The organism is Macrococcus bovicus (assembly GCF_004359575.1).
GTDB classification, from domain to species: domain Bacteria; phylum Bacillota; class Bacilli; order Staphylococcales; family Staphylococcaceae; genus Macrococcus; species Macrococcus bovicus.
The window spans coordinates 99,144-125,842 of record NZ_SCWF01000006.1 but is presented as its reverse complement, the minus strand read 5'-3'; the positions used below and the strand labels follow the sequence as shown (position 1 = coordinate 125,842).

General features: G+C 39.9%; 20 protein-coding genes and 1 CRISPR repeat array. Of the genes, 14 read left to right on the top strand and 6 right to left on the bottom strand.

Going from position 1 to position 26,699, the window contains the following annotated elements; all coding sequences use genetic code 11:
* Positions 1 to 19 precede the first annotated feature (19 nt).
* Positions 20 to 736 carry a MurR/RpiR family transcriptional regulator gene (locus tag ERX55_RS07195; RefSeq protein ID WP_133451890.1) on the top strand — a complete coding sequence of 239 codons (717 nt, stop codon included), beginning with the start codon at positions 20 to 22 and terminating at the stop codon, positions 734 to 736.
* 81 nt (positions 737 to 817) lie between these two features.
* Here the strand turns inward: ERX55_RS07195 and ERX55_RS07190 are convergent, their stop codons facing one another.
* Complete coding sequence (locus ERX55_RS07190; protein ID WP_133451889.1) at positions 818 to 1,669, bottom strand: VOC family protein; 852 nt, start codon at positions 1,667 to 1,669, stop codon at positions 818 to 820.
* 187 nt (positions 1,670 to 1,856) lie between these two features.
* Between ERX55_RS07190 and ERX55_RS07185 the strand changes: the two genes are divergently transcribed.
* Positions 1,857 to 2,618, top strand: coding sequence for an LPXTG cell wall anchor domain-containing protein (locus ERX55_RS07185; protein WP_133451888.1), 762 nt, complete (start codon positions 1,857 to 1,859; stop codon positions 2,616 to 2,618).
* Positions 2,619 to 2,658: 40 nt separating this feature from the next.
* On the opposite strand, the gene ERX55_RS07180 is transcribed toward ERX55_RS07185, so the two are convergent.
* A complete protein-coding gene (locus ERX55_RS07180; RefSeq protein WP_133451887.1) occupies positions 2,659 to 4,353 on the bottom strand; it encodes a M3 family oligoendopeptidase in 1,695 nt (564 codons plus the stop codon).
* 111 nt (positions 4,354 to 4,464) lie between these two features.
* Between ERX55_RS07180 and ERX55_RS07175 the strand changes: the two genes are divergently transcribed.
* Both ERX55_RS07175 and ERX55_RS07170 read left to right on the top strand, forming a co-directional pair.
* Positions 4,465 to 5,904, top strand: a complete 1,440-nt coding sequence (locus tag ERX55_RS07175; RefSeq protein ID WP_133451886.1) for a phosphate--AMP phosphotransferase — start codon at positions 4,465 to 4,467, stop codon at positions 5,902 to 5,904.
* Positions 5,883 to 6,677 (top strand): phosphotransferase family protein, encoded by a 795-nt coding sequence (locus ERX55_RS07170; RefSeq protein ID WP_133451885.1) that lies wholly within the window; start codon positions 5,883 to 5,885, stop codon positions 6,675 to 6,677. The genes ERX55_RS07175 and ERX55_RS07170 overlap by 22 nt, the downstream gene beginning before the upstream one ends.
* Positions 6,678 to 6,713: 36 nt before the next feature.
* Here ERX55_RS07170 and mroQ read toward each other — a convergent pair whose 3' ends face one another.
* A complete protein-coding gene (gene mroQ, locus ERX55_RS07165; RefSeq protein ID WP_133451884.1) occupies positions 6,714 to 7,472 on the bottom strand; it encodes an intramembrane glutamic endopeptidase MroQ in 759 nt (252 codons plus the stop codon).
* A gap of 167 nt (positions 7,473 to 7,639) precedes the next feature.
* On the opposite strand from mroQ, the gene groES reads away from it, so the two are divergent.
* The 8 genes from groES to ERX55_RS07130 all read left to right on the top strand — a co-directional run bounded on the left by groES (position 7,640) and on the right by ERX55_RS07130 (position 22,392).
* Entirely contained in the window at positions 7,640 to 7,924 is a 285-nt protein-coding gene (gene groES / locus ERX55_RS07160; protein ID WP_133451883.1) for a co-chaperone GroES, read from the top strand.
* A gap of 30 nt (positions 7,925 to 7,954) precedes the next feature.
* A complete protein-coding gene (gene groL / locus ERX55_RS07155; RefSeq protein ID WP_133451882.1) occupies positions 7,955 to 9,577 on the top strand; it encodes a chaperonin GroEL in 1,623 nt (540 codons plus the stop codon).
* 285 nt (positions 9,578 to 9,862) lie between these two features.
* On the top strand, positions 9,863 to 10,969 hold the full coding sequence (gene cas9 / locus ERX55_RS11545; RefSeq protein WP_243721477.1) for a type II CRISPR RNA-guided endonuclease Cas9: 1,107 nt from the start codon (positions 9,863 to 9,865) through the stop codon (positions 10,967 to 10,969).
* The gene (cas9, locus tag ERX55_RS07150) at positions 10,951 to 13,887 is read left to right on the top strand and encodes a type II CRISPR RNA-guided endonuclease Cas9 (protein WP_243721476.1); all 2,937 of its coding nucleotides are present in this window, start codon (positions 10,951 to 10,953) and stop codon (positions 13,885 to 13,887) included. The genes cas9 (ERX55_RS11545) and cas9 (ERX55_RS07150) overlap by 19 nt, the downstream gene beginning before the upstream one ends.
* A complete protein-coding gene (gene cas1, locus ERX55_RS07145; RefSeq protein ID WP_133451881.1) occupies positions 13,884 to 14,759 on the top strand; it encodes a type II CRISPR-associated endonuclease Cas1 in 876 nt (291 codons plus the stop codon). Before cas9 (ERX55_RS07150) ends, cas1 begins: the two co-directional genes overlap by 4 nt.
* An 11-nt stretch (positions 14,760 to 14,770) precedes the next feature.
* Positions 14,771 to 15,094: a CRISPR-associated endonuclease Cas2 gene (gene cas2, locus ERX55_RS07140; protein ID WP_243721475.1), complete on the top strand. Its 324-nt coding sequence runs from the start codon at positions 14,771 to 14,773 to the stop codon at positions 15,092 to 15,094.
* Complete coding sequence (locus ERX55_RS07135) at positions 15,091 to 15,936, top strand: hypothetical protein (protein WP_133451880.1); 846 nt, start codon at positions 15,091 to 15,093, stop codon at positions 15,934 to 15,936. The genes cas2 and ERX55_RS07135 overlap by 4 nt, the downstream gene beginning before the upstream one ends.
* Positions 15,937 to 16,018: 82 nt before the next feature.
* Positions 16,019 to 21,761: a CRISPR direct-repeat array (repeat unit 36 nt; unit sequence GTTTTAGAACTATGATCTTTTAGAATGAAGTGAAAC).
* Between the two features lie 139 nt (positions 21,762 to 21,900).
* A complete protein-coding gene (locus tag ERX55_RS07130) occupies positions 21,901 to 22,392 on the top strand; it encodes a GNAT family N-acetyltransferase (protein ID WP_243721474.1) in 492 nt (163 codons plus the stop codon).
* A gap of 5 nt (positions 22,393 to 22,397) precedes the next feature.
* Here ERX55_RS07130 and ERX55_RS07125 read toward each other — a convergent pair whose 3' ends face one another.
* Complete coding sequence (locus tag ERX55_RS07125) at positions 22,398 to 23,012, bottom strand: LysE/ArgO family amino acid transporter (RefSeq protein WP_133451879.1); 615 nt, start codon at positions 23,010 to 23,012, stop codon at positions 22,398 to 22,400.
* A 233-nt stretch (positions 23,013 to 23,245) separates the two neighbouring features.
* Here ERX55_RS07125 and ERX55_RS07120 point away from each other — a divergent pair, with 233 nt between their 5' ends.
* Both ERX55_RS07120 and ERX55_RS07115 read left to right on the top strand, forming a co-directional pair.
* A complete protein-coding gene (locus ERX55_RS07120; protein ID WP_133451878.1) occupies positions 23,246 to 24,202 on the top strand; it encodes a hypothetical protein in 957 nt (318 codons plus the stop codon).
* Between the two features lies 1 nt (position 24,203).
* Positions 24,204 to 24,683, top strand: coding sequence for a DUF805 domain-containing protein (locus ERX55_RS07115; RefSeq protein WP_133451877.1), 480 nt, complete (start codon positions 24,204 to 24,206; stop codon positions 24,681 to 24,683).
* Between the two features lie 54 nt (positions 24,684 to 24,737).
* On the opposite strand, the gene ERX55_RS11435 is transcribed toward ERX55_RS07115, so the two are convergent.
* Positions 24,738 to 24,887 carry a hypothetical protein gene (locus ERX55_RS11435; protein WP_165983740.1) on the bottom strand — a complete coding sequence of 50 codons (150 nt, stop codon included), beginning with the start codon at positions 24,885 to 24,887 and terminating at the stop codon, positions 24,738 to 24,740.
* A gap of 309 nt (positions 24,888 to 25,196) precedes the next feature.
* On the bottom strand, positions 25,197 to 26,609 hold the full coding sequence (locus ERX55_RS07110; RefSeq protein WP_133451876.1) for an anion permease: 1,413 nt from the start codon (positions 26,607 to 26,609) through the stop codon (positions 25,197 to 25,199).
* Positions 26,610 to 26,699 lie beyond the last annotated feature (90 nt).

Sequence of the window (26,699 nt, the reverse complement as noted above, 5' to 3'; positions counted from 1 at the left end):
AAAGAGAAGAGTGAGAAGCATGCCGGTTGTTCTGAATCAGCTTCAGTCTATTGAACACCTGTTGTCGCCTGTCGAGAAAAGAATCGCTGCACTGATCAAAGAAAGCCCGCTGGATTTTGCGACGTTATCCGGACGAGCGCTTGCTGAGCAGGCCGGAGTCAGTGAATCTGCATTAGTGCGCTTCAGCCAGCGCATCGGTTTCAGTGGTCTCCGTGAAATGAAGCTTGCGCTGATGAGAGATGTGCACATGCTCGAGCAGGTGCAGGCCCTTCAAAGTACGGATTCAACTGCCATGCTGCTACATCAGACATTCAGCGCTCTGCATGAAGCATTGAAGCGGACGGCACGCCTACTTGATACCACGCAGATTGAACAGGCCGCTCAAATCATTCATGAGGCAAGGCGGCTGCTGATCATCTGTCGGGAAGACGAGCAGGCTCCCGCGCTCGACTTCAGCTTGAGGCTGGCAGAGTTAGGGATTGCATGTGACATCGTTCTGACCGATGAGCGCTATGTCAAGCTAGCTGATTATTACAACGTGACTGTCATCATAGGGGAACGTCAAGCAGGCGCACCTTTAGCTGAACATCAGATTATTCTGATTAGCCATCAGAGACCGGCCGGCACATATTGTCACCTGCAGATTTCCTATGAAGACATGAGGACGCGCCATCTCTTGTATCAGGCGGTTATGGATGTCCTGTATAGGAAGCTCTGTCATTTACAGGCTCAATAAAAAGCGAAACCTGACAAGGTTTCGCTTTTGTTATTCTATGATGAACGGCCGGGGTATCAGCCGCCAGTCGAACGCTGTGATTTATTTTGCGTACATGACACGAATGGCGATACCATTCGGATCACGCAAGATTTCTGAGCTGCCGTCTTTTTCTGTCTGCAGACCATTAGCGGCTAACTGCTGTCTGAAATAGTCAAAGTCTTCCGTATTCGGGATATTGATCTCAAATTTTCTCAGTCCCGGTGCATCGAGTGCAGGTGACAGCTGGGCATGCTGCCACGTGTTCAGACCTAAATGGTGATGGTAGCCTGCTGCGCTCATGAATGCGGCCTGCGGACCATATAACTGCATGACATCCATACCGAAGACATCTTCATAGAAAGCAATGGAAGAAGGGATATCTTTCACGGATAGATGGACATGCCCCATAATAGTATCAGGATGCAGACCCGTGAAGGGTTTGCCGTCATTCGCATCCAGGACACCCTGGTAATCCATTTCGGTTGTTCCCATGACGACATGACCGTTATCCTGAAAGGCCCATTCAGCAGCTGGACGATCGCGGTAGATTTCAATACCGTTGCCTTCCGGATCTTGAAGATAGATAGCTTCTGACACGTCGTGGTCACTTGCACCTGCCAGAGGATACTGCATCTTGATTAAATGATTGAAGACATTCCCGAGTTCTGTGCGAGAGGGGACAAGAAATGCCATGTGAAACAGCCCTGCCTGACCAGTTGTGCGAGGTGTCCGTGTTTCGTACAGATAGACGAGCGGGCGCCCGCCAAGACCTAATACTGTATAGGTCGCATTCTGTTCGAAGATAGCCAGCCCTAATATTTCATGATAGAAGCGGATGCTGTTATCCAGAAAGTTGACATTCAGATGAACAGCACCCATGTGGGTATCATAGCTGAAAAATTTTGATTCCATCGTGTACCTCCATATATTTTTTATATCTGATATAATTATTATATCTATTGCAAATCAATATGTAAATATTATTTTACATTGCAGAGAGATATATTTTATTAAGACTTGATAACATTCTGGAGCACTAATAGTTATTATACACTTCTTTCTATATAATAGGGGTTAACAGAAATATGGAGGAACACTCATGCGTAAACTCTTATTGACAACGACCATCATGTTGACATTGACTCATGTAGGACCAGATAACGCTGATGCAGCTGAACCCATAGGAGAAAATAGTGCTGATGAAACGAAGGAAATTTTTTCAGTAGAAATGCCGGCACAACCTGTTGCGACAGAGATGCCTGAGACAGAAGCTCAAAAGACAGAAGTCCCGTCAACAGAGGGGCCGTCAACTGAACTGCCAAGTACAGAGATGTCTAAGACAGAACAACCGGTGACAGAAAAACCTAGAACGGAACGCCCTATAGCAGAGATTGCTACAACTGAAACGCCAAGAACTGAAGCACCGGCTCCTGTGACGCGAGTGCCGCTGCCAGAGCGTCCGTCATCTGAAACCACGGTGACAGAACAACCGCTAACGAAACAGCCGCCGTTGACACCCGCACCTTCTAACTCTCAAAATCAATCTGAGACACCATCAGCTACCCGTAATCCGGAATTAGTGGATGCAGTTGAACCGCAGACAGATATTCAGCCGGAAGCAGATGATGAGCCTGCAAGAGCGGTTAAAGTCGGACGTTTTCACCCTGAATCAGCCGAGAAATTCTATCGTGTCCTGGATAAGCGGATCAATGATATCTTAAACCAAAAGCTTAAACCGCAAGAAGATAAAAAGCCGCTTCATCTTCTCCCTGAAACCGGTGAAGAAAAATCTTACTTTGCTGTGATTCTGCTGATGATGAGCGGCATATCACTTTTAGTGTTTTCACGTTTTAAAGCCTGATAAAAAGCCCTTATGTCATATCGACATAAGGGTTTTTCTATTAGAATTGTGACGTATCAATCTGGTCGATATAGTTTTCAAGATAAATCATAATATCTTTCAGTGTGCCAGTACCGAATGGTGACGCAAGATTGGCTTCTTTGACAAGTGTATTGAACGGTAATGAGCCGCCCAGCTGACATAGGTGGAGATAATCCTTCCAGGCAGAGGCGAAGTCCTCACGGCTGCGCTTGAAGAACTGGAACGCACACACTTGTGCCAGTGTGTAGTCAATGTAGTAGAAAGGCGAGTTGAAGATATGACCTTGACGGTGCCAGAGTGAACCTTCTGAAAGAGGCATAATGCCGTCATAATCACGATGCGGCAAATATTTTTCCTCAATTGATTGCCAGAGTGCTCTTCTTTCTGCCGGTGTCATCTCCGGGTTCTCGTATACACCGTGCTGGAATTCATCTACAGCGACGCCGTATGGCAGGAACTGAATGGCATCCGTCAAATGTTTATATTTGAATTTATCGGGGTTCTCGAAGAACAGATCCATCCAAGGATAGGTGAAGAACTCCATACTCATCGAATGAATCTCACACGCTTCATGGGTAGGCCACAAATAGTCGGGAACTGTTAGATCACGTGATGAATATACCTGGAATGCATGGCCTGCTTCATGGGTCAGCACTGTGATATCATGGTCTGTCGTGTTGAAGTTTGCGAAGATGAAAGGTGCGCGGTAGCGGTCGATATAAGTACAGTAGCCGCCTGCCTCTTTACCTTTTTTAGCAAGAACATCGAAAAGTTCATGTTCCATCATATATTGATAGAAAGCATCTGTTTCAGGGCTCAGTTCGCTGTACATTTTGCGGCCGTTCTCCAGGATGACCTCAGCATGATCCTTAGGATTTTCGTTGCCGTTCAGAAACAGAATAGATTCATCATAGAACTTCAACTTATCCACACCGATACGGTCGGCCTGCTGAGCGTATAGTTTCGTCGCAACAGGGACAACGAACTCTTCTACAGCACGACGGTAATCACGGACCATCTCCTGATTGTAGTCGATCCGCTGCATACGCATGTAACCGAGCTCTATAAAATTATCAAAACCTAGCTTCACTGCGATTTCATGACGCACTTTCACGAGCTGGTCGTAGAGATGATCGAAGTCAGCTAAATGTTCCCCCATGAAAGACTGGACAGCCTTCGTCGCTTCGAGGCGGGTCTCACGGTCCGGTGACTGCGTGTAAGGCGACATCTGAGACAGAGTGAGCTCCTGGCCGTCGAACTCAATGAGCGCACTGGCAATCAGTTTGGAATAGTCACTGCTCAGTTTGTTCTCCTGGTTGATCAGTTCTTCTACTTCCTCTGAATAAGAATTGACGACGTTCGCAGCGAGATCAAAGAGCTGCTGACCGAAGTGAGCTTCCAGTGCCGGCCGGAACGGACTGCTTAAGAGTGCCTCAAAATAAGCGGCCTCCAGTGCAACAATCTTGGCGCCATTCGCATCAAAATAATCTCTTTCGTCTGAATAAAAAGCATCATTTGTATCAATAGATGCACGGATATAGGCGATATTTGAATAGGTATCAATATCCCGTCTGATCTGGTTGAGCTTATCAATCAGCTGAATCTGCTCGTCAGCACTTGCTGCATGACTGAACTGGTTTAACAGCTGATCAGCCTCTTCTCTTGCTGCATTTAAATCAGGACGTTGATATTCAAAGTCTTTGAATGTTGTCATATGTCTCCTCCTTGTGTAAGCTTAATTTAATATTACAATATTCTGTCAAATTAAGATACATGAAGCGTCCGGAAAGAGGGAACAGAGATTGTAATAAGAAGGAGGAGAGAGATGACGAAAATTGATGAAGCATTAGAATTGAAAGTGGCAGAACTGGTCAGACAGACCCATGAAGCGAAAATTCCTGTCATGGTCCTATTCGAAGGTGTGGCAGCGGCCGGTAAATCAAGACTGGCCAATGAACTGTTGCTCGCGCTGGATGCTAAATACACACATTTCTACGCCACGAAGACACCCTCAGAAGAAGACTTGAGAATGCCGTTCCTATTTCCTTACTGGAAGAACTTACCGAAGCGCGGTGATTTGACACTGTTCTTCCGTAGCTGGTACGCCAACCTGATTGATTACAAACATCATAATCTGAAGCCTGAGATATTCAAGGATCATCATCTTCTGCTGACGGAAATTAAAGGATTTGAAAAGATGCTCCTTGACGATGGCTATCGAATGATTAAGTTCAATGTGGTCGTCGATGAGAAGAAACGGCAGGAACATATCCAGCAGACCAAGGAGAATCCTCTGACGCGCTGGAAGGCACAGGAATTTGAAAAAGCCATCCCGGCAGATATCTATCTGGATGAGATGACTGTGCTGATGGACGAAACAAAGGATATTGCACCGTGGCACACCATCAATTACACTGAGCGTGGTCAGGCGGTTAATGAGATGTATGAGACCCTCATCAAGGAACTGGAGCAAGCGCTGAAGGATAAGAAGAAAAAAGATGAGAAAAAAGAAGTGGATGGCCAGTTCTCAGAGCATTTTGAGACAGACTTATTCGAAGATACGGAAGATGAGATGTCGAAAGATGAGTACAAAAAATTACTGCCGGAACTGCAGCAGCGTATGCGTGAACTGCAGTATGCGTTATATGAACGCAAAATTCCGATGATCCTGGTTTATGAAGGGATGGATGCGGCAGGCAAGGGCGGCAATATTAAACGTGTCCGTGAGAGCCTGGATCCGACAGGGTATGAAGTCAATGCCATCTCTGCACCTACAGAGACAGAACTGAGCTATCACTATCTATGGCGCTTCGCTACACAGCTTCCGAGAACGGGCCATATCGAGATCTTTGACCGCAGCTGGTACGGCAGAGTGCTTGTTGAGCGTGTGGAAGGCTTCGCTTCAACAGAAGAATGGCAGCGCGCATACGAGGAAATCAATGACTTTGAAAAGAGTCTGACGCTGGAAGGGGCAATCGTCATCAAGTTCTTCCTCGTGCTGGATAAAGAAGAGCAGCTGGCGCGTTTTGAGGAACGTCAGAACACACCGGAGAAACAATGGAAGATTACGGATGAAGACTGGCGGAACCGCGAGAAATGGGATATTTATCTCGAAGCAAGTGAAGAGATGATCCACAAGACATCTAAAGAACATGCGCCGTGGGTCATTGTACCTGCCAATAACAAGAAGGCAGCACGTATCAAAGCGCTGCGCACGATTATTGAGCGCTGCGAGGAACGTTTATGGGGCGTCAAGCGCTACTAGCAGTCGCGCAGCGTTTTCAGCTCAAACCGGAGGACTTTGAAACGCTTGACCAGCGGCTCTACCGCACGGGTGACCTGGTGATCAAGCTGATTGATGTGACTGAAGCGGATATCTATCGCAAACTCGAGCCAGTGATTGAACTGCCGGTCGTCTGTTTAGAAAATGATGTGCTGGTCATGAAAGATCTGGGTACAGCGCTTACGGGGCAGCATCTGACGGCAGAGCAGATGAAGCGTATCATGGCAAAGATCATCCGCATCCAGCGCGCCGCAGTGGACCTTCCTCTTTACTCGCTGGATGAGATAGAGCGGGTATGGCTGCGCGACCTTTGCGGAGAACTGAATATTCATCTGATGGCAGCAATCGACCCCTATTATCATGCGCTGCGGGTCAGAAATTATCATCAGAAGCTGCCACTCGTCCTGACCCACGGCGACCTTCACCGCGGTAATATTTTTGATTGTACTGACATTCAGCTGATTGACTGGGAGCGGGCGGCCCTGTCTTCACCTGTCCGTGATATCACGATGCTGCTGCAGGATTATGCGACTGCAGAAGAGATCCGGTCTTATCGTGAAACGTTCTTTCAGCTGCTGCCATTTGAGATCAATTGTGCGGATTACAGGCAGGAGTTCAATATTTTCCTGCTGGTGAACACCGTCAAGATGCTGGTTTGGGAGCTGTCCAAGTATCAGCAGGGGATGCAGCAGCAAGATGAAACGATGCGTGAAGTAGCGAGAAAAATGGCTGTCCTTAAACTGCTGGAAGAATAAAAAAAGTCTCAGTCCGGAAATGAACTGAGACTTTTACTATATCAGTAGGTGCCAGATGATTTGCGCGGTGCTCTTCATCTGCTTGGCAGCTTCTTCAATCTTGTCACCCATCGTAAACTGCATGATGACAACGAATGAGTTCATCATCATATGGGCGAGAATCGGTACGATCAGGCGGCGGGTCGCCACGTAGAGACCGGCGAAGACGAAAGCCATACCCAGATAGATAAGTGTATGATCAAAATCCATATGTGCAGCAGCGAAAATCAGGCCGCTCAGCGTACCCGCGATCAGAAAGGCCGCCCAGCGTGGCAGACGGATGAATTCATACAGCTCACCGAAGATGACTTTACGGAAGACGAACTCCTCAAGAAACGGTCCGGCAAGAGAAATGATGATAATAAAGAGCGGATTCTGTTTTGCGACGGCCATGATATCTGTCGTATTCTGACTTTCAGCAGGCTGGTGCAGCACATAAATATTAATCATATTCATAAGGGCCTGTGCGACAAGCGCCATAAAGAATCCTGCGATGATCCACATCACGGTATACAGCCATCGCTCCTTAGGAAGACGTTCCAGCTGCGTTTCGTTCGTGATGCTCCTATTGATGAAATACACCAGAATACTAGCAAGAATAAAAGCACCGATCATATAAGGAATCACTTTCATCATCATTTCAGACGCTGAAAGATTCTGGCCTTTGTAAATAACAGCAGGGATAAGTGAAGAGATCTGTGCTCCCCCGTAAATAAGGACAATGAGGATATCTGCCCAGAGACGACTTAATTTCATAGCTAACTCCTTCAATTCAATATGCTTTCATTGTACATTAAAAATAGCGTGAGTAAAAATTTTATATAGCAAATCAATTGCAATTTTGACCTTCTTTGATTAATATAGAAGTATATTAGCACTTGAACCAATAGAGTGCTTATACATTCCACTAAGGAGGATTTCACATGTTAAGACCATTAGGGAACAACGTGATTTTAGAAGTCAAAGAACAGGAGCAGAAGACAGCAAGTGGTATCATCTTAACAGATTCAGCTAAAGAAAAATCAAATGAAGGTATCGTTGCTGCAGTAGGACCTGGTCGCCTGCTTGAGAACGGCGCACGCGCTGAGATGCAAGTCAAAGTAGGAGATAAAATCATCTATTCACCGTTCGGTGGTTCTGAAGTGAAAGTCGGCGAAGCTAAATATTTAGTGCTGTCTGAAGACGACGTGCTCGCAATCGTAGAATAATCAAACATTTAAAAATGGAGGCATTCACACATGGCTAAAGAAATTAAATTCTCTGAAGATGCAAGACGCTCAATGCTTGAAGGTGTTGATAAGCTTGCCAATGCAGTTAAAGTAACGCTTGGGCCAAAAGGTCGCAATGTCGTACTTGATAAAAAATTCGTCGCACCGCTTATCACAAATGACGGTGTTACCATCGCAAAAGAAATCGAATTAGAAGATCCATACGAAAACATGGGTGCAAAACTGGTCGCAGAAGTAGCGAACAAAACAAACGAGATCGCAGGTGACGGTACAACAACTGCAACAGTACTGGCGCAGGCGATGATTCAGGAAGGCCTGAAAAACGTCACAAGCGGTGCGAACCCTGTCGGTATCCGTCAAGGAATCGACAAAGCAGTCGCAGTGGCATTAGAGGAACTGGCAGCCATCTCTAAACAAGTATCAAGCAAAGAAGAAATCGCACAGGTCGGTGCTATTTCAGCAGCTGACGAGGAAATCGGTCAGTTCATCTCTGAGGCAATGGAGAAAGTCGGTAACGACGGTGTCATCACCATCGAGGAATCGAAAGGCTTCAAGACAGAACTGGAAGTCGTAGAAGGCATGCAGTTCGACCGTGGTTACGCATCACCTTACATGGTGACAGATTCAGATAAGATGGTCGCTGACCTTGAAAATCCATTCGTCCTGATCACAGACAAAAAAATCTCATCATTCCAGGACTTACTGCCATTACTTGAGCAAGTGGTACAGACATCACGTCCAATCTTAATCGTCGCTGAAGACGTAGAAGGTGATGCACTGACCAACATCGTCTTGAACCGCTTACGTGGTACATTCACAGCAGTCGCAGTCAAAGCACCAGGCTTCGGTGACCGCCGTAAAGCGATGCTTGAGGACCTGGCTATTCTGACAGGCGGACAAGTCATCACAGACGACTTAGGTCTGGAACTGAAAGAAACGACAGTCGATATGCTCGGTCAGGCAGCGAAAGTACACGTGACTAAAGACGATACAACCATCGTAGAAGGTAAAGGCGATGTGAACAACATCTCAGCGCGTGTCTCTCAATTAAAAGCACAGATCGAAGAAATAACATCTGAATTCGATAAAGAGAAATTACAGGAGCGCTTAGCGAAATTATCAGGCGGTGTGGCAGTCATTAAAGTCGGTGCTGCTACAGAAACAGAACTTAAAGAACGTAAACTCCGTATCGAAGACGCCCTGAACTCAACACGTGCGGCAGTAGAAGAAGGTATCGTCGCAGGTGGGGGAACAGCACTGGTGTCCATCTACAATAAAGTTGCAGAAATCGAAGCGACAGGTGACGTGGCAACAGGTGTCAAAATCGTCTTAAAAGCACTGGAAGCACCAATCCGTCAGATTGCTGAAAACGCAGGACTTGAAGGCTCAGTCATCGTTGAGAAAATCAAGCATGCAGAAACAGGCATCGGCTATAATGCAGCGACAGATGAATGGGTGAACATGATTGAAGCAGGTATCGTCGATCCGACTAAAGTCACACGTTCAGCATTACAGAACGCGGCATCAGTCGCAGCCATGTTCCTGACAACAGAAGCAGTCGTCGCAGACATTCCAGAAAAAGAAGCACCAATGGGTGACATGGGAATGGGCGGCATGCCAGGGATGATGTAAGCATTACGAAACCACTTTCCGAAATAATTCGGAAAGTGGTTTTTTTTGTTTAAAAATAAAAAAACCTCACTGACACAGTGAGGTGTTGATACAATTATCACTTTTACGCTTTAAGCTTATTTTAACTTAACTATGATCTTTTAGAATGAAGTGAAGTACTTCTAATTTTTATTATAACGAATTAAATTAAAATGTCTACAAAATATTTAAAATATTTAAAATAATATATATGCTATAAGAGTATATAATGGTATATTTACATTATTAGACAAAGGAGATGATAATGTGAAGAAATCAAATTTTTCTTATACTTTAAGTTTAGATATTGGTACAGCCTCAGTTGGCTATAGCGCAATGGATAAAGACTTCAATATTCTTAAATATCATGGTAAAGATGCGATTGGTGTATTAACATTCGAAGCAGCTAATACTGCTCTGGAACGTCGTCTTCAAAGAGGAACAAGAAGAAGATATAATCGTAGAATTAAAAGATTAGGCTTACTTCAAGAAATTCTAGCTCCTCTTGTTCAGAATCCAACATTCTATAAATACGAGCAGTTACATCAATGGAAAAATAATAATCAGGATTTTCAGGGGAAGTCTTTATCAGAGGTATTGAAATATCTCGGTATGAATGAGAAGACATATCCTACTATCTATCATTTACAGCAAGCTTTGCAGAATGAAAAGAAGAAGTTTGCCCCGGAGCTTATCTATATGGCTATCTATCATTTGGTCAAATATCGTGGTCACTTCTTATTTGATCAATTAGATCTAAGTAAGCGAACAGGCAATGAAGGTATTGCTGATTTTCAACAACTAATCAATTTGTTTGAAGAATTAAATGAAGTCAACCTAGTTATGGATGATGCTAATCTAAAAGAGATGTTTGATCTATTGAAACAGGAAGGTCTCACTCGAAATGACCGGTCTAAACAACTAAGTAAAATTCAAAAACCTTTAGCAGGTATGTTTAAGATGCTGCTGGGTATGAAATTTAAAGAATTTGAACTATTCCCTGGCATGGATAACTATGAAGAACTTAAGGAGCAGAAACAATCTTATTCTTTAGCGGATGATTACGAAGCGTCCATGAGTGAACAATTAACGCAAGAGCAACGTGATTTTATTGAACTAGGGAATAAAGTTTATATGTCATTAGTACTAGATTCTATTTTAAGAGATGCCAGCTGTGTGTCAGATTCTAAAGTGAATGACTATGAAACATTTAAAGAAGAATTAAAACGGTTAAAGATATTATTTATAAAAAAGATGATTCCAAAAAACTATTTACAGATATATTTGTTTCGTCTAAAGAGTCGATCAGAGACTATAATAAATTACCGAGTGAAGAAAATTATAAAAAGTTATGTTTGTTTGATCGCTATTTAAAGCATCCTAAAGATAAATACGACGAATTAAAGAAAGAGTTAAGCAAACATATCGACAAAGAACATCCTTATTCTCAACTGCTGGAAGAAGGTAAATTACTAAGAGTTATGAACACTGTTGATAATTCAAGTATTCCAATGCAGAATAATTTATTTGAAGCAGAGAATATACTTAGAAACCAGCAAACATTCCATAAAGAAATAACAGCTGAAATGATTGATCAAGTTCTAAGTATTATTCAATTTAGAATTCCATATTATGTTGGGCCGTTAGTTAAAGGTTCTGATAATCAGAAATATGGCTGGATGTCGCGTGAAAGTAACGAGCGCATTACACCTTGGAACTTTAATGAAGTAGTCAATCGTTCAAGCAGTGCAGAGAAGTTTATCCGGCGTATGACAAATAAATGTACATATTTAATGAATGAAGATGTTTTACCGAAACATAGCTTGCTCTATCAGGAAATGGAAGTATTGAATGAACTAAATAGTATTCAAATCCGTCCTGAAAATGCTCCGAAACATAAGAAATATAGATTAATGCCAGAAGTGAAAACTTATGTCTACAATGAAATATTCAAAAAAAATAAATCAGTGACGAATAAAGTATTGCTAGAAAAACTGAATAAATCAGAATATAAAGCTGAATTTTCTATACCTGGAGAAAAACTAAAAGTATTCGGCACACAAGATGAAAAGAAATTTGTTTCAAAATTATCAACTTATTATGATATGAAAAGAATATTTGAAAATGTTGATGAGAACTATGAAATGATTGAAGAACTCATTCTTTGGATTACCATCTTTGAAGATAAGCGTATTCTAGAGGATAAAATTAAAGAGAAATACCCTGAACTCACTGGAAAGCAAATGGATGAATTGAAAAAACTCAATTACTCTGGGTGGGGAAAAATAAGTAATAAGCTACTTACTGAAAATTACAAAGGTTATTCTGTGATTAATTTAATGAGAAGAACCGATCAGAATTTTATGGAAATTATTACGAGTAAAGATTATAACTTCAAAGAATTTATTGCTGAAGAGAATCAAATCGAGCATCAACAAGTCCGTTACAAGGATATTGCTGCACTGGCTACGTCACCCGCACTTAAAAAAGGTATATGGAATACCCTTGAGATCGTGCGTGAGATTACATCAATATTTGGTGAGCCCGAGAATATAGTGATGGAGTTTGCGACAGAAGATGGTGAAAAAGGCAGACGTCAGAAGTCCAGACAACAACAGTGGGATAGTTTAATCAAAGACAAAAAACTAAAATCAATAAATGAATATAAAGAAGTTATTGAAGAATCTCAAGAAGAAGATTTTGATTTTCGAAATGATAAACTATGGCTTTATCTATCACAAAACGGTAAATGCATGTACACACATGAAAGAATAGATTTAGACAAACTGCTAAAAGATCAAGCCAACAGCCTGTACGAAATAGATCACATCTATCCTCAAAGATTAATTAAAGATGACAGTATCAACAATAAGGTTCTAGTAGTTAAATCAGCAAATCAGAATAAGTCAGGTGATGCAATGCCGCTCGAAAAAATGACTGAAGACAAGCGCAGAATCATGATCAGTTTCTGGAAACGTCTGAACGACAACGGACTCATCAGTAGTAGCAAGCTGGCAAAATTAATGAAACCGACTCTTTCGGAATTAGATAAAGAAGGGTTTATTCAAAGACAACTCGTTGAAACAAGACAGATAGCCGTGCACGTAAGAGACTTTTTAAATGAAGAATATCCAAATGCGAAAGTAATCCCTATGAAATCAAGATTTGTAAGTGAATTGAGAAAGAAATTTAAAATACCCAAGATACGTGAATTAAATGATAGTCATCATGCTGTTGATGCGTACTTGAACGGCATCGTTTACCAAGCAGGCCGAGCAATTTATCCAGACGTTGATTTCTTTGAATTCAACTTTAAGAGAGAAAAAGTACGTCAGAAGTGGAAGGCAATGGGTGAAGATTTAAATCAGAATAGAAGAAGAGATGATTTCTTCTTCTTCAAAAAGATGGCAAACATGGATTTATCTCAAGGAGAGATGTTAATATCAAAAATTAAAATGGATATAGACAACTTCAAGATTAATTACACAAGAAAAACCGGCGGACAGGAAAGTGCATTCTATAAACAAACAGCATATTCACCTAAATTGAATCAAGCGAAATATCAATCCGGGAAAAATGACTTTGTGATCTACAAAGAAATGAAAGTACTGAAGTCTCATGCAGTTTACTATATTGAAAAGGGGAAGAATGGTAAAACTAAAGAAAAATATAGTATCTTTGATGAACTCGTTATCGAGAGCTATCAGAACCGAGATTTAACGAAAGATGAACTCGCTTTATATCTAGCAAAGAGAGAAAATAAATTAGACGTAGTAGAAGCTAAGCACCTATTCGAAATTCATAAAGGCGATATTATACACATTAATGGCCATCCCACTTATTTCGTTTCAAGTGGTGAAGTCATTAATGGACGCCAATTTGAAATGAGTATTGATGAACAGCTCAATTTAAAAAATACGATGGAAGGAAGAATTAATAAAACACCTGATGAGTTGAATGAAATTTATCAGTCACTAGCTAAAAAGCTAGTTGCGGAATATTCAATAATATTACCTAAGAAAGATAAAGAGAATAAAATTGAAAAAATTATCGGATACTTTGAAACAACAGATATGACTTTAGAAGATTTTAATAAATGTATTAAAGAAATATTTAAAGTTACCGGTGCAAACGCAGGACGATCTGAATATTTAGGTGGCAGGTTAAGTGGAATGTCGGATAAAACATTCTTTGGTAAAGAATTAAGTGCTAAAATTCAATATCAATCCATAACGGGTTTAAAGTCTACCAAGCCAAAATCACTGTTTAAGTTAGCGGAGTCAAAAAAATGAGTTTTAGAACGGTCATTATTACGAAAGAATCAAAGTTGTCACTGCGGATGAATCATTTGGTTATAAAATCAGATACATTAGTACAAGTTCCGATAAGTGAAATATGTTGTTTAATAATTGAGAATCCGAATATTACGATGACAGGACATTTGATGAATGTTCTAACAGAAAATAAAATAATGACAATAATTTGTGACAAGAAACACTTACCACAAACCTTCCTCCATTCTGTGTATGGTCATCATCGTCAATCTAGATTGATTGAGCAACAGATGAACTGGCAGAAATCTCATAAAGAGCGATTATGGCAACTTATAATACAAAAAAAGATTATGTATCAAAAACAAGTATTGAACCATTACTTTAGACAATTAGATTTAACGATGTTTGACCGATATGCAGAAGAAACTACTTCAGGAGATTCTACTAATAGAGAGGGCCACGCTGCAAAAGTATACTTCAATATCATTTTTGGCAATGAAATAACACGTGAAACTGAACACGTTAAAAATGCCGGGCTAGATTATGGTTATCAAATTCTACTTGCTATATTTGCTAGAACAATTGTAAGTAAAGGTTATCTAACTGAAATCGGAATCAAGCATCGGAATGAATTTAATTTATATAATTTAGCATCTGATTTAATGGAAGTCATGAGGCCATTGGTTGACTACATAGTGCTAAAAAATGTAGTCAACGAATTCGAAAAAGATGAGAAGCGTAAAATAGTAGATGTATTAAATTGTAAGGTAGTTATTAATAACAAATTATATTATCTAGTACACGCTATAGAAATTTATGTTGAAAGTGTGTTTAAATATTTATCCACTGGAAATGAGAAATATATTAAATTTCCGAGCTGGAAATATTAAAGGGGACATCTATGGGGGCGAAATATTTGAGGCTGTTTGTAATGTTCGATTTACCAGTTGAAACATCAAGGGAAAAAAGAGCATATCGTCAGTTTGTAAAATATTTGACGAATGAAGGTTATGTCAGAGTACAATATTCTATTTTCAGTAAATTGATTTTTAATAGAGGGACCCTTATTCATCAGATGAATAAATTACAAAGAGAAGTACCATTGAACGGAACGGTTCAGACATTAGTAGTGACTGAAAAACAATTCAGTGAAATGACTTATCTTGTAGGTGAACCTCCTCAAGGCATGATAGGCTTACGAACAGATCGTGTGATTGAACTATGAAGATTGCGAGTAATTTGTCTGCTGTTATTGATATACATGAAAAGAAGATAAATACTATTGCATTTGAAGATACATTTCAATGCAATGAATTTATACGTAACCTCTTAAATTATCTTAATTCCAAAGAAGACGGGGATGACTTGTTTAGTGAATTGATTGATGAAGATATCACCACAGTTAATGTCAAATCGTTTCATAGCATTGTCATTAACTGTGGAACTTTAGATTTAATATCTGAGAAACAAATGAAAGATGCGATTTTGAGACAATTCGAAAAAGATTGTTTAGGCAATGAAGATATTGGAATGATATATCAAAAGATTGAAAAAGAAATTAGTTCACTTGCTTCGAAGTTAAAAATTAAAGATGAACACTATCAAATCGAATTAGATGAAACGCAATTGAAATTTAAACAGTTTCTGAAGTTGTTTTGTATTGATATACATAACGATTTTAGTAATTTAAATGCGATACAAGCTCGAAAAGCTTGTATCGATTTGTTGAAAGATGAGAAAAAAGAAAATATCTTATTCTTATTGTTTCCGGAGGCAAATTTAGGTAGCAGTGATTTCAAAGCATTTATTGATTTAATAAGACGTTATGATATGACAACAATAGTCGTAACGAATCATCCTTATTTTATGATAGAAACGGATAACTTAGCACTGAGTAAACGTAATATGACATTATATGATTTAAATCAGGTAAGAGAAGAATTTAAATTAATGTTTCCAGCTGATGAACCAGACGAATGTATCATTCGACAAATTGCTATAAATGAATTTAGTAAGAACTACTTCATTAAAGATGAACGTTATATCAAATTTATTAATGAATATTAATTGTGTATAATTAAATTAACTATAAAAAAGTTTTGCTATCATTATAAAGAGTAGAATATAACCGATAGAATCGTTATTTGAGGTTTTAGAACTATGATCTTTTAGAATGAAGTGAAACTCTCGTGAGCTGTACGACATTCCTTTACCGTTTTAGAACTATGATCTTTTAGAATGAAGTGAAACACAACGGGGCGGAATGATTGCAACGGGTATGTTTTAGAACTATGATCTTTTAGAATGAAGTGAAACGAAATCGCAAAGAGAGTGAGCGCTGCTGCTGTTTTAGAACTATGATCTTTTAGAATGAAGTGAAACTCACAGTTCAACAGGTGCTACCACCAGAACGTTTTAGAACTATGATCTTTTAGAATGAAGTGAAACCTGACATTGTATCGCTCGACACGACCAACGTTTTAGAACTATGATCTTTTAGAATGAAGTGAAACCACCTTTACTTATACCTTACGCAAAACAGAGTTTTAGAACTATGATCTTTTAGAATGAAGTGAAACTTGTTCGTTGTTGTGATATCGTTTCCTGCGTTTTAGAACTATGATCTTTTAGAATGAAGTGAAACATGCTGTCCCACGCTTCGAACGCTTCGCGGGTTTTAGAACTATGATCTTTTAGAATGAAGTGAAACAATTGTGGAGAACTAGCTGATGAAAGAGCGTTTTAGAACTATGATCTTTTAGAATGAAGTGAAACAAGGTCAATACTATTACGAGAAACCGACTTGTTTTAGAACTATGATCTTTTAGAATGAAGTGAAACTGATAAGCCGTTGTTGATGACATACGGCGTGTTTTAGAACTATGATCTTTTAGAATGAAGTGAAACTAAGTATATTGCCTGAAGTAGTAGCGTGAGTTTTAGAACTATGATCTTTTAGAATGAAGTGAAACAGATGAACTACTGAGATTAAAACAAGTCAGGTTTTAGAACTATGATCTTTTAGAATGAAGTGAAACTCATTCGAGAATCAGAACGCACCAGCACAGTTTTAGAACTATGATCTTTTAGAATGAAGTGAAACTGAATGGAATCAATCTGCACCACATGGAGCGTTTTAGAACTATGATCTTTTAGAATGAAGTGAAACTACCACTCCAGCTTACTTGTTAGATCTTCGTTTTAGAACTATGATCTTTTAGAATGAAGTGAAACTGTTTTAGCACAAGTCGAGGACAGCAAACTGTTTTAGAACTATGATCTTTTAGAATGAAGTGAAACTGCCTTGCTCGTTCTTATAAGCACGGTTCGTTTTAGAACTATGATCTTTTAGAATGAAGTGAAACCGCCGAAGAGTCAGCAGACCTGAAAGAAGTGTTTTAGAACTATGATCTTTTAGAATGAAGTGAAACACTTTCACACTTACATCAACTTGTCCGCCGTTTTAGAACTATGATCTTTTAGAATGAAGTGAAACGAATTTATGGGAGAGTCAGGCAGCAATGTGTTTTAGAACTATGATCTTTTAGAATGAAGTGAAACGCGGCAGCTATTCAGAACGGCACTGACGTGTTTTAGAACTATGATCTTTTAGAATGAAGTGAAACGTAACAACCTGCAAGACTGCTGCGCCGATGTTTTAGAACTATGATCTTTTAGAATGAAGTGAAACAGTGGCCATACCATTATGAACTCGGTCGCCGTTTTAGAACTATGATCTTTTAGAATGAAGTGAAACGACAGAAGAAAACATCAGAGCGATGATGCGTTTTAGAACTATGATCTTTTAGAATGAAGTGAAACGAAGCTAGACGCTGCCGAGTACGGATATATGTTTTAGAACTATGATCTTTTAGAATGAAGTGAAACGTTTCATCTCAAACTATCACTTCCTATCAGTTTTAGAACTATGATCTTTTAGAATGAAGTGAAACAGGTTATGTAGGCTTCCTCACAGGGCGCAGGTTTTAGAACTATGATCTTTTAGAATGAAGTGAAACTGAATACCTGACCAGTATCAAGAATCAGGGGTTTTAGAACTATGATCTTTTAGAATGAAGTGAAACCCATCGGACAGATTTTCAGTTCGTGAAGGGTTTTAGAACTATGATCTTTTAGAATGAAGTGAAACACGTGGGCTGAACTGAAGAAGCGTGAGGTGTTTTAGAACTATGATCTTTTAGAATGAAGTGAAACCTTTCAACTGATTGGCTATGACGGCCGGCGTTTTAGAACTATGATCTTTTAGAATGAAGTGAAACTCCATTGATCACAGAAATCAATCATCACTTGTTTTAGAACTATGATCTTTTAGAATGAAGTGAAACTTTCATCTGTTAAATGTTTCTCAGAAAGTGTTTTAGAACTATGATCTTTTAGAATGAAGTGAAACAAGCAGATGAACTTAAAGAGCAGCATACGCGTTTTAGAACTATGATCTTTTAGAATGAAGTGAAACGAGGATATCAACTTCAATTTCATAAGGGACGTTTTAGAACTATGATCTTTTAGAATGAAGTGAAACGCTTTTATCTGGACTATGGCACAAGTACAGGTTTTAGAACTATGATCTTTTAGAATGAAGTGAAACGACATCCGCCACAATTCCTGCGCCTGTGAGTTTTAGAACTATGATCTTTTAGAATGAAGTGAAACCAGAAGAACGGATTGTTGATGCAGGAGCTCGTTTTAGAACTATGATCTTTTAGAATGAAGTGAAACGAATTACCGGATATCCCGACGGTGTCGCCGTTTTAGAACTATGATCTTTTAGAATGAAGTGAAACCTTAAGTTCTTTAGCTTGTCCTGGGAATACGTTTTAGAACTATGATCTTTTAGAATGAAGTGAAACTGAGTTTGGAGATGGTGATATCAGAGCAGCGTTTTAGAACTATGATCTTTTAGAATGAAGTGAAACGTTCCATAAAAAGAACATATATTCGCATGAGTTTTAGAACTATGATCTTTTAGAATGAAGTGAAACGTTGTAAGTTCAGCAAGCGTCGACTTAGACGTTTTAGAACTATGATCTTTTAGAATGAAGTGAAACTATCATATGATTGATTAAAAGTTTGTTCATGTTTTAGAACTATGATCTTTTAGAATGAAGTGAAACTGGGGATCTAACTGGTCAAGCGTCGCAACGTTTTAGAACTATGATCTTTTAGAATGAAGTGAAACTCAATGTGTGCTGCGATGGTTTGTACTTCGTTTTAGAACTATGATCTTTTAGAATGAAGTGAAACAATTAGCCAAACAAGCAGCAGAACGGTACTGTTTTAGAACTATGATCTTTTAGAATGAAGTGAAACCATTATTAATTTCATCAGATATTGCAAGAGTTTTAGAACTATGATCTTTTAGAATGAAGTGAAACGTCGACTGCGGTAAGGTGGACTCTGCTGATGTTTTAGAACTATGATCTTTTAGAATGAAGTGAAACTGTCCCAGCGACCGAGTGATGAGCAGTGTGTTTTAGAACTATGATCTTTTAGAATGAAGTGAAACGAAGAAGACATGTGTCAGGTGTGTTGATTTGTTTTAGAACTATGATCTTTTAGAATGAAGTGAAACGAATCTCTACCGGAGGATGCACGACTTGCGTTTTAGAACTATGATCTTTTAGAATGAAGTGAAACTGATGGCTCTTGGTATGTTTAATTACTTCCGTTTTAGAACTATGATCTTTTAGAATGAAGTGAAACAAAAAAGTTGAGGAAACTGCAAAAGACGCGTTTTAGAACTATGATCTTTTAGAATGAAGTGAAACACCGCCTTTGCCAAATCGTCAACATTGATAGTTTTAGAACTATGATCTTTTAGAATGAAGTGAAACTGTTGCACGCAGGAAGACTTGGAAGGCATCGTTTTAGAACTATGATCTTTTAGAATGAAGTGAAACTCCTTGCGTCCAAGCCTTGCAGCGTATTTCGTTTTAGAACTATGATCTTTTAGAATGAAGTGAAACTGTGAGAACACCATCAAGGAACAGCAGGAAGTTTTAGAACTATGATCTTTTAGAATGAAGTGAAACGATTATCCTATCGTGCTATATAGACACACCGTTTTAGAACTATGATCTTTTAGAATGAAGTGAAACAAAGGCTCGAACGAATGGGTGCATTTAGATGTTTTAGAACTATGATCTTTTAGAATGAAGTGAAACCTACTTCTTCATCTACCTGCTATGCATCACGTTTTAGAACTATGATCTTTTAGAATGAAGTGAAACTGCAGTGACATGCTTGACCATCAGTCTTGTGTTTTAGAACTATGATCTTTTAGAATGAAGTGAAACTATCCTGGTCACGAATATCCCTGGCACGTAGTTTTAGAACTATGATCTTTTAGAATGAAGTGAAACTCTCTACAAGTTTTTTATTTCGTTTTTCCGTTTTAGAACTATGATCTTTTAGAATGAAGTGAAACAAATAAAAGATTTTAGGTTTATGGATCAAGTTTTAGAACTATGATCTTTTAGAATGAAGTGAAACAAATAAAAGATTTTAGGTTTATGGATCAAGTTTTAGAACTATGATCTTTTAGAATGAAGTGAAACCCGCTTCTTTACCAACTAACTGTGACAAGTGTTTTAGAACTATGATCTTTTAGAATGAAGTGAAACTTCTATGTTACGGATTCTGGCATCTAAATAGTTTTAGAACTATGATCTTTTAGAATGAAGTGAAACAATTTAGGAAGTCAGCTTCTCGCTCGCCCGTTTTAGAACTATGATCTTTTAGAATGAAGTGAAACCGCAATATCAGATGACAACAGACTATGTGAGTTTTAGAACTATGATCTTTTAGAATGAAGTGAAACACCTGTGCAGTCATCCCATCTGATTTTTGCGTTTTAGAACTATGATCTTTTAGAATGAAGTGAAACGCAAACAGCAGAGAATACAATCACTTCAACGTTTTAGAACTATGATCTTTTAGAATGAAGTGAAACATAATGGTGAATTTGATGAAGTGACCAACGTTTTAGAACTATGATCTTTTAGAATGAAGTGAAACGTTGATGACCTCAACCATTCCAGTTGCACCGTTTTAGAACTATGATCTTTTAGAATGAAGTGAAACAATTGAAGTTGATACCCTCTATATCCAGTTGTTTTAGAACTATGATCTTTTAGAATGAAGTGAAACAAAGGCGTACAGGTAGAACTGGAATATATGTTTTAGAACTATGATCTTTTAGAATGAAGTGAAACAGTGACACATTGCGGATTACTATGTCAAATGTTTTAGAACTATGATCTTTTAGAATGAAGTGAAACTGTCGACAAATGAGGTCAACGGCGCCTTTGTTTTAGAACTATGATCTTTTAGAATGAAGTGAAACGGCGGATTCCCTGCGCGTCGTTGTTCTGCTGTTTTAGAACTATGATCTTTTAGAATGAAGTGAAACCTATCGCAAGCAGAAAAGGTGGTTAGACGAGTTTTAGAACTATGATCTTTTAGAATGAAGTGAAACACATTCAAAGGCTTGTAGCTTTCCTCTGTGTTTTAGAACTATGATCTTTTAGAATGAAGTGAAACATTTTCTACCGATAGGAACAAGACGCACAGTTTTAGAACTATGATCTTTTAGAATGAAGTGAAACCACGAAGCTATGAAAACAATGAGGGCCGTAGTTTTAGAACTATGATCTTTTAGAATGAAGTGAAACCACTCTCTCAGCTATGAAATCCGGATTACGGTTTTAGAACTATGATCTTTTAGAATGAAGTGAAACGTTACGGTACTTTGCACATTCCCCGCATGTGTTTTAGAACTATGATCTTTTAGAATGAAGTGAAACAAATTATACTGATTAATCGGTGCAACGTTAGTTTTAGAACTATGATCTTTTAGAATGAAGTGAAAGATTGGTTCAAACAGTCTGTTAGAATTTTTAGTAATGGGTGCGGATGAATACGTCAATTGAGTAAACAAGCACCCCTCCTTCAATCTTTATCAAACATAATAGTTAGGCTAGTATAAAGATATCTAGTAGTAACTTGTAATTGATTGAAATTCAAAAGGTGGTAGAAGCGGCATTTAAAGATGAAGAGATGAGTGATCATACGGAGCAAGAGCTGATTATGAAGATTAAAGAGTCGGATGCTTACATCCCGGCATTGTCTCTCGTTGCTGTAGATCATACGAAAATTGTCGGGCATATAATGATGTCTAAGATACAGGTTATGGATGGACAGGCGCATCATCATGCGCTTGCACTAGCACCTTTATCTGTTCTGCCTGCCTATCAGCATCAAGGGATTGGCAGTCAGCTTATCCGTCAGGCTGTTGACATGGCTGGAAGGGCAGACTATTCATCCATTATAGTGCTGGGGCATCATACTTATTATCCGAAGTTCGGCTTTAGAAAAGCGAGTGATTACGGGATTTACCCACCGTTTGATGTGCCGGAGGAATATTTTATGGTGCTGCCTTTAGATGAAAATCGGCTTGCGAATATGAAAGGCACTGTTAAGTATTCCTCGGCATTTGAATGACCTGCTTACAAAAAGGTCATGATATTCTTGATGATAATGCATGCGACAATTAAGATGATGATACTCGATACCTTGTTTAAAATCATGATAAATCTGCCGGATGAATCGACTTGTCCGAGTTTTTTACCAGCGAGTGCAAGTGCTGAAAACCATAGCCATGAAACAGTGATAGTAGCCAGCGTAAAAGCTGCTTTTTCTCCGCCGCTATATAACGTGGCACTCGTACCGATGACGCCAATTGTATCCATGATAGCATGAGGATTGAGGAGAGAGACAGACATTGCGAAGCTGATCTGTTTCGCTGCAGACATCGGCGGTGCATCAGATGTATTCGATGGTTGCTCATGCCATAACGACCACGCCATATAGAGCAGGAACGCGAGGCCGATTAAATAAATGGCCAGCTGCAGGGCGGGATATTGCGTGAGGATTAGAGAGACACCTAATACGGCAAGCAGCACGAGTAATGTATCGCAAAGTCCTGCTGTGATAACGACAGGCAGAGTCCTTATAAAACTTTTATGGTTTGCACCTTGATTAAAAACAAAAATATTCTGTGCACCGAGCGGGAGAATTAAGCCAAGTGCCAGCAAAAAGCCGTGAACAACAGCTTGCAACATGATTAAAACCTCTTTTTCCTAAAATAATGATTTAACAGTATTATACGGGCAATGACTGGGAAAAAGATAGACGTTCTCTTTTAGAATGAAAACATTTCAGGATGAATAATGCCATTTTGGAGAATATCAGCCGTCCCTTTTGGGGCGGTTTATTTTTATTGATGATTGACATTTAGTACTTTCTGGAATTAATATGAAATTAATGGTAGTAATTGTGAAAAGAGGGTTGAACTATGAAGCGAATCTTACTGGGATGCTTAATTATTTTTGTAGGTATAATGATCATCATGGATATAAGAGATTATGTGCTTGGCAATCATTTGGCAAGTGTTGACTCGTCTTTTGCGGAAGGTGAGTATACTGATTTTACAGATGCGAGCAATGAAATAAAATCTTTACTGCAGGATAAGCTTGGGTCCTCGGAACAGTATGCGAGTCCTCTTTATAAGTTGCCTGATCAGCATTATTTGAGGTTGGAGATGCATGGTGGGGATTACAGACGCTCTCATTATCTTCTGACCGGATTCATTGAAGAGCAGGATGATTCTATGGTCAAGCTGACATTTCCTGATAAGGATTTCCATCTCATCGGAGTAGGTGACCAGTTTCAGCAGAAATCGTGGGATATTGAGAGTAAGGCAGGAACGCATCATCTGAGCAGCGGGATATTCAGTAACAGCGATCGACTTGAGGATAGATTAATAACGAACGATGAAGATACAGCAGGTCTTCAGCTATCCACCACACTGAAGAAAGGTATGATATGGATGAATGAGCAAGGAATCTGGCTGGACCGTAGCAATAATAAGATAGGTATGAATGAGGAAATGAAATCTTATCAATCAGAGCGTGCAGCAGTCAAAGCGGTCAAGAAAGAAGATTTCGGTAAACTGTCCGGGGTGTTGAAGACGCCGGATATGCATTTCTATATTTTCAGCAGGCAGGTAAATATCTTCAACGAGTATACGGTGCTGCCAGTGCGGATTAAGGGACAAGAATTTATCGCGGGTCCATTTGAAAAGTTCACCTTTGAAGATGACAGTGGGGTCAACAGTGATGTGGAAGAGAAAGTAGGGGGTATTATCTACAAACTTCATTTTCAGCAGAATGCAGAAAAACTCCGGAAGTACCCGCACCACCTTCAAGTGGATGATATGGATATCGCGGTTGAAGTAGGGGGTGGCTACTAGTATGACAATGAAAGAAGCAGTCATTGCATTCTGGACAAAAGGTTTTGATTTTTCAGGGCGGGCTAGAAGAAGCGAAGTCTGGCTGAATATACTGGCGAACCTACTGATCGGTTTACTTCTCGGCATAGTGGCGCTGGTGATTGATGTAGCGACAAACTGGCAATTTAACTTTGTTGAGCATTGTCAATTTTTCGTGAATAAAATCTTCCCGTCAATTCTATTAATACCCGCCATGGCTCAAGCGAGTCGCCGTCTGCAGGATATCAATCTGAACGGCAGAATTGCTGTTGTCGTTACAATGGTCAGTGTGTTGATTGACTTCATTGTGACTCGTTTCCAGCTGACGATAGAAGCAAGTCCTCTCCTTATAGCGCTGGCTATTATCTCAGCGCTAAGCGGCTTATTTTTACTGATCATCAATTTTATTAAAGGGAACAGAGGGACTAACAAGTATGGACCTGACCCGAAAGCAGAAATCTGAAAACCTCTTACATAGCCATTGTAAGAGGTTTTTAACGCATTGGTATTGAATTGCTCACTTTTTAGTCTGACACCTGCTGTAGAAATCGAGAAGTATAGCAGTGATAAAGAATATGAATAAACCGAACATGAGATGCTGATACAAGACACCGACAATTAAACCGAGAATGATGGCGAAAACTAAATTGATCAGAAATTGATACATATGAATCCTCCCTCAAGATTAGATTCGTTTAGAGTTACTATAGCTTACATTCAGTGAAAAATGGCTGTTACTGGTAATTTTTAAGGAAACTTTAAGGTAATTTCTTTTCATCATTAGAGTAAAATGAATATTAATCTAATATGAAAAGGAGAGTTATAAATAGACCATCATATCGTTCGTTCTATCTTGCTGATAGTCATGATTTCACCGTTTCTAGCCTATGCAATTATTCAGGGAATAGCGGAACATCAGATGCCTGTGGTAACAGAACGATAACATAAAAGAACAGCCCTCCTAGGAAGGCCGTAGTTAGTAGATACCTATCATCTTCATCCATAATGAACCGACTCCGGCCCAGACGATGATGTAGAACAGGGCGAGAAGTGCATTCATCTTCCACCAGTCACTCTGTTCGATGTAACCAGATGAGAAGAGTATAGGGGCTGGGCCACTGCTGTAGTGAGTCGTTGATGCCATCAAGTTGCCGAAGAAGCCGAGGAGAAGGGCACTGAGTAGGGGCGGCGCACCTGCTGAAATCGCGACGGCGAGTAAGGCGGCATACATGGCGCTGACATGTGCAGTTGAACTTGCGAACAGGTAATGTGAATAGAAATAGAACAAAATAAGCAGAATTAAGACCACCGGCCAGCTGAAATGACCGAGACTGCTTGAGATGGTTTTACTGAGCCAGGGGATGAAGCCGAGCTTATTAAGCTGATCGGCCATCATGACGAGTACGGAGAACCAGATCAAGGTATCCCATGCCCCTTTTTCCTGCAGGACATCATTCCACTCAAGGACTTTCGTTATCAGCAGAATGGCGAGTGTGATAAAAGCCGCTGTCGTCGCATGAATATTGAGGGCAGAACCGAACATCCAGAGTGCAAGGGCGGTGATGAAAGCGACAGCCATATAGATTTCAGGGCGGGTTAACGGCCCCATCGTATTCAGTTCTTCTTCTGCCCAGTGACGTGCATTCGGTGTTTCCTTGATTTCAGGTGGATATATTTTATAGATGATATAAGGGACAGCAATAAGACAGATGATGCCCGGCACAATCGCTGCTGTGAACCAGTTCATCCATGTGATATGGACGTTCTGCGACTGAGCAAGTGACTGGGCAAGCGGATTGCCGGCCATGGCGGTCAGAAACATTGCTGATGTGATGATATTGGCGTGAAATTCAGTGAAGGTCAGATAACTGCCGACTTTTCGTTCGGTATGGTCCTCCGGCTTTGAGCCGAATGAACGTGAGAGTGCGTTGATAATCGGGAACATAATGCCGCCTGCCCGAGCTGTGTTACTAGGCGTGGCAGGTGCTAATAGCAGATCGACGCCAAGCAGGGAATAGGCAAGTCCCAATGTCTTTTTGCCGAAAAGTCGGACGAAAATCAGTGCGATGCGGCGTCCGAGACCTGTCTTGATAAAGCCCCGTGAGATGAAGAAGGCGATGGCAATCAGCCAGATGCTTGGATTACCGAAACCAGCGATGGTTGTCTCAATCCCGAGCGTGCCTGTAATGACTGCGGTTGTCAAACCAAGTATGCTGATGGCGCCGATCGGGAAAGGCTGAAGAATACAGCCGATAATCGTCGCGATGAAGATAGTCAGCATATGCCAGCCGGTGACAGACACAGCTTCCGGCCGCATAGGAGTCAAGAGCCAGAAGATGATGCCGATAATGATAGGTAGAAGGAATTTCCACATGCTCTTATTTATCATAAATAGACCTACTTTCTGTATAAACATTCATTACCATTATAGTGGCTTGAATGAACGATGATTACCAAATTTTTGACAATTATATGAGCG

What these genes read in the sequence shown, in the direction of transcription:
- ERX55_RS07195 (WP_133451890.1), top strand. Translation starts at nt 20, where the DNA reads ATGCCGGTTGTTCTGAATCAGCTTCAGTCTATTGAACACCTGTTGTCG.
- ERX55_RS07190 (WP_133451889.1), bottom strand. Translation starts at nt 1,669, where the DNA reads ATGGAATCAAAATTTTTCAGCTATGATACCCACATGGGTGCTGTTCAT.
- ERX55_RS07185 (WP_133451888.1), top strand. Translation starts at nt 1,857, where the DNA reads ATGCGTAAACTCTTATTGACAACGACCATCATGTTGACATTGACTCAT.
- ERX55_RS07180 (WP_133451887.1), bottom strand. Translation starts at nt 4,353, where the DNA reads ATGACAACATTCAAAGACTTTGAATATCAACGTCCTGATTTAAATGCA.
- ERX55_RS07175 (WP_133451886.1), top strand. Translation starts at nt 4,465, where the DNA reads ATGACGAAAATTGATGAAGCATTAGAATTGAAAGTGGCAGAACTGGTC.
- ERX55_RS07170 (WP_133451885.1), top strand. Translation starts at nt 5,883, where the DNA reads ATGGGGCGTCAAGCGCTACTAGCAGTCGCGCAGCGTTTTCAGCTCAAA.
- mroQ (WP_133451884.1), bottom strand. Translation starts at nt 7,472, where the DNA reads ATGAAATTAAGTCGTCTCTGGGCAGATATCCTCATTGTCCTTATTTAC.
- groES (WP_133451883.1), top strand. Translation starts at nt 7,640, where the DNA reads ATGTTAAGACCATTAGGGAACAACGTGATTTTAGAAGTCAAAGAACAG.
- groL (WP_133451882.1), top strand. Translation starts at nt 7,955, where the DNA reads ATGGCTAAAGAAATTAAATTCTCTGAAGATGCAAGACGCTCAATGCTT.
- cas1 (WP_133451881.1), top strand. Translation starts at nt 13,884, where the DNA reads ATGAGTTTTAGAACGGTCATTATTACGAAAGAATCAAAGTTGTCACTG.
- cas2 (WP_243721475.1), top strand. Translation starts at nt 14,771, where the DNA reads ATGGGGGCGAAATATTTGAGGCTGTTTGTAATGTTCGATTTACCAGTT.
- ERX55_RS07135 (WP_133451880.1), top strand. Translation starts at nt 15,091, where the DNA reads ATGAAGATTGCGAGTAATTTGTCTGCTGTTATTGATATACATGAAAAG.
- ERX55_RS07125 (WP_133451879.1), bottom strand. Translation starts at nt 23,012, where the DNA reads ATGTTGCAAGCTGTTGTTCACGGCTTTTTGCTGGCACTTGGCTTAATT.
- ERX55_RS07120 (WP_133451878.1), top strand. Translation starts at nt 23,246, where the DNA reads ATGAAGCGAATCTTACTGGGATGCTTAATTATTTTTGTAGGTATAATG.
- ERX55_RS07115 (WP_133451877.1), top strand. Translation starts at nt 24,204, where the DNA reads ATGACAATGAAAGAAGCAGTCATTGCATTCTGGACAAAAGGTTTTGAT.
- ERX55_RS11435 (WP_165983740.1), bottom strand. Translation starts at nt 24,887, where the DNA reads ATGTATCAATTTCTGATCAATTTAGTTTTCGCCATCATTCTCGGTTTA.
- ERX55_RS07110 (WP_133451876.1), bottom strand. Translation starts at nt 26,609, where the DNA reads ATGATAAATAAGAGCATGTGGAAATTCCTTCTACCTATCATTATCGGC.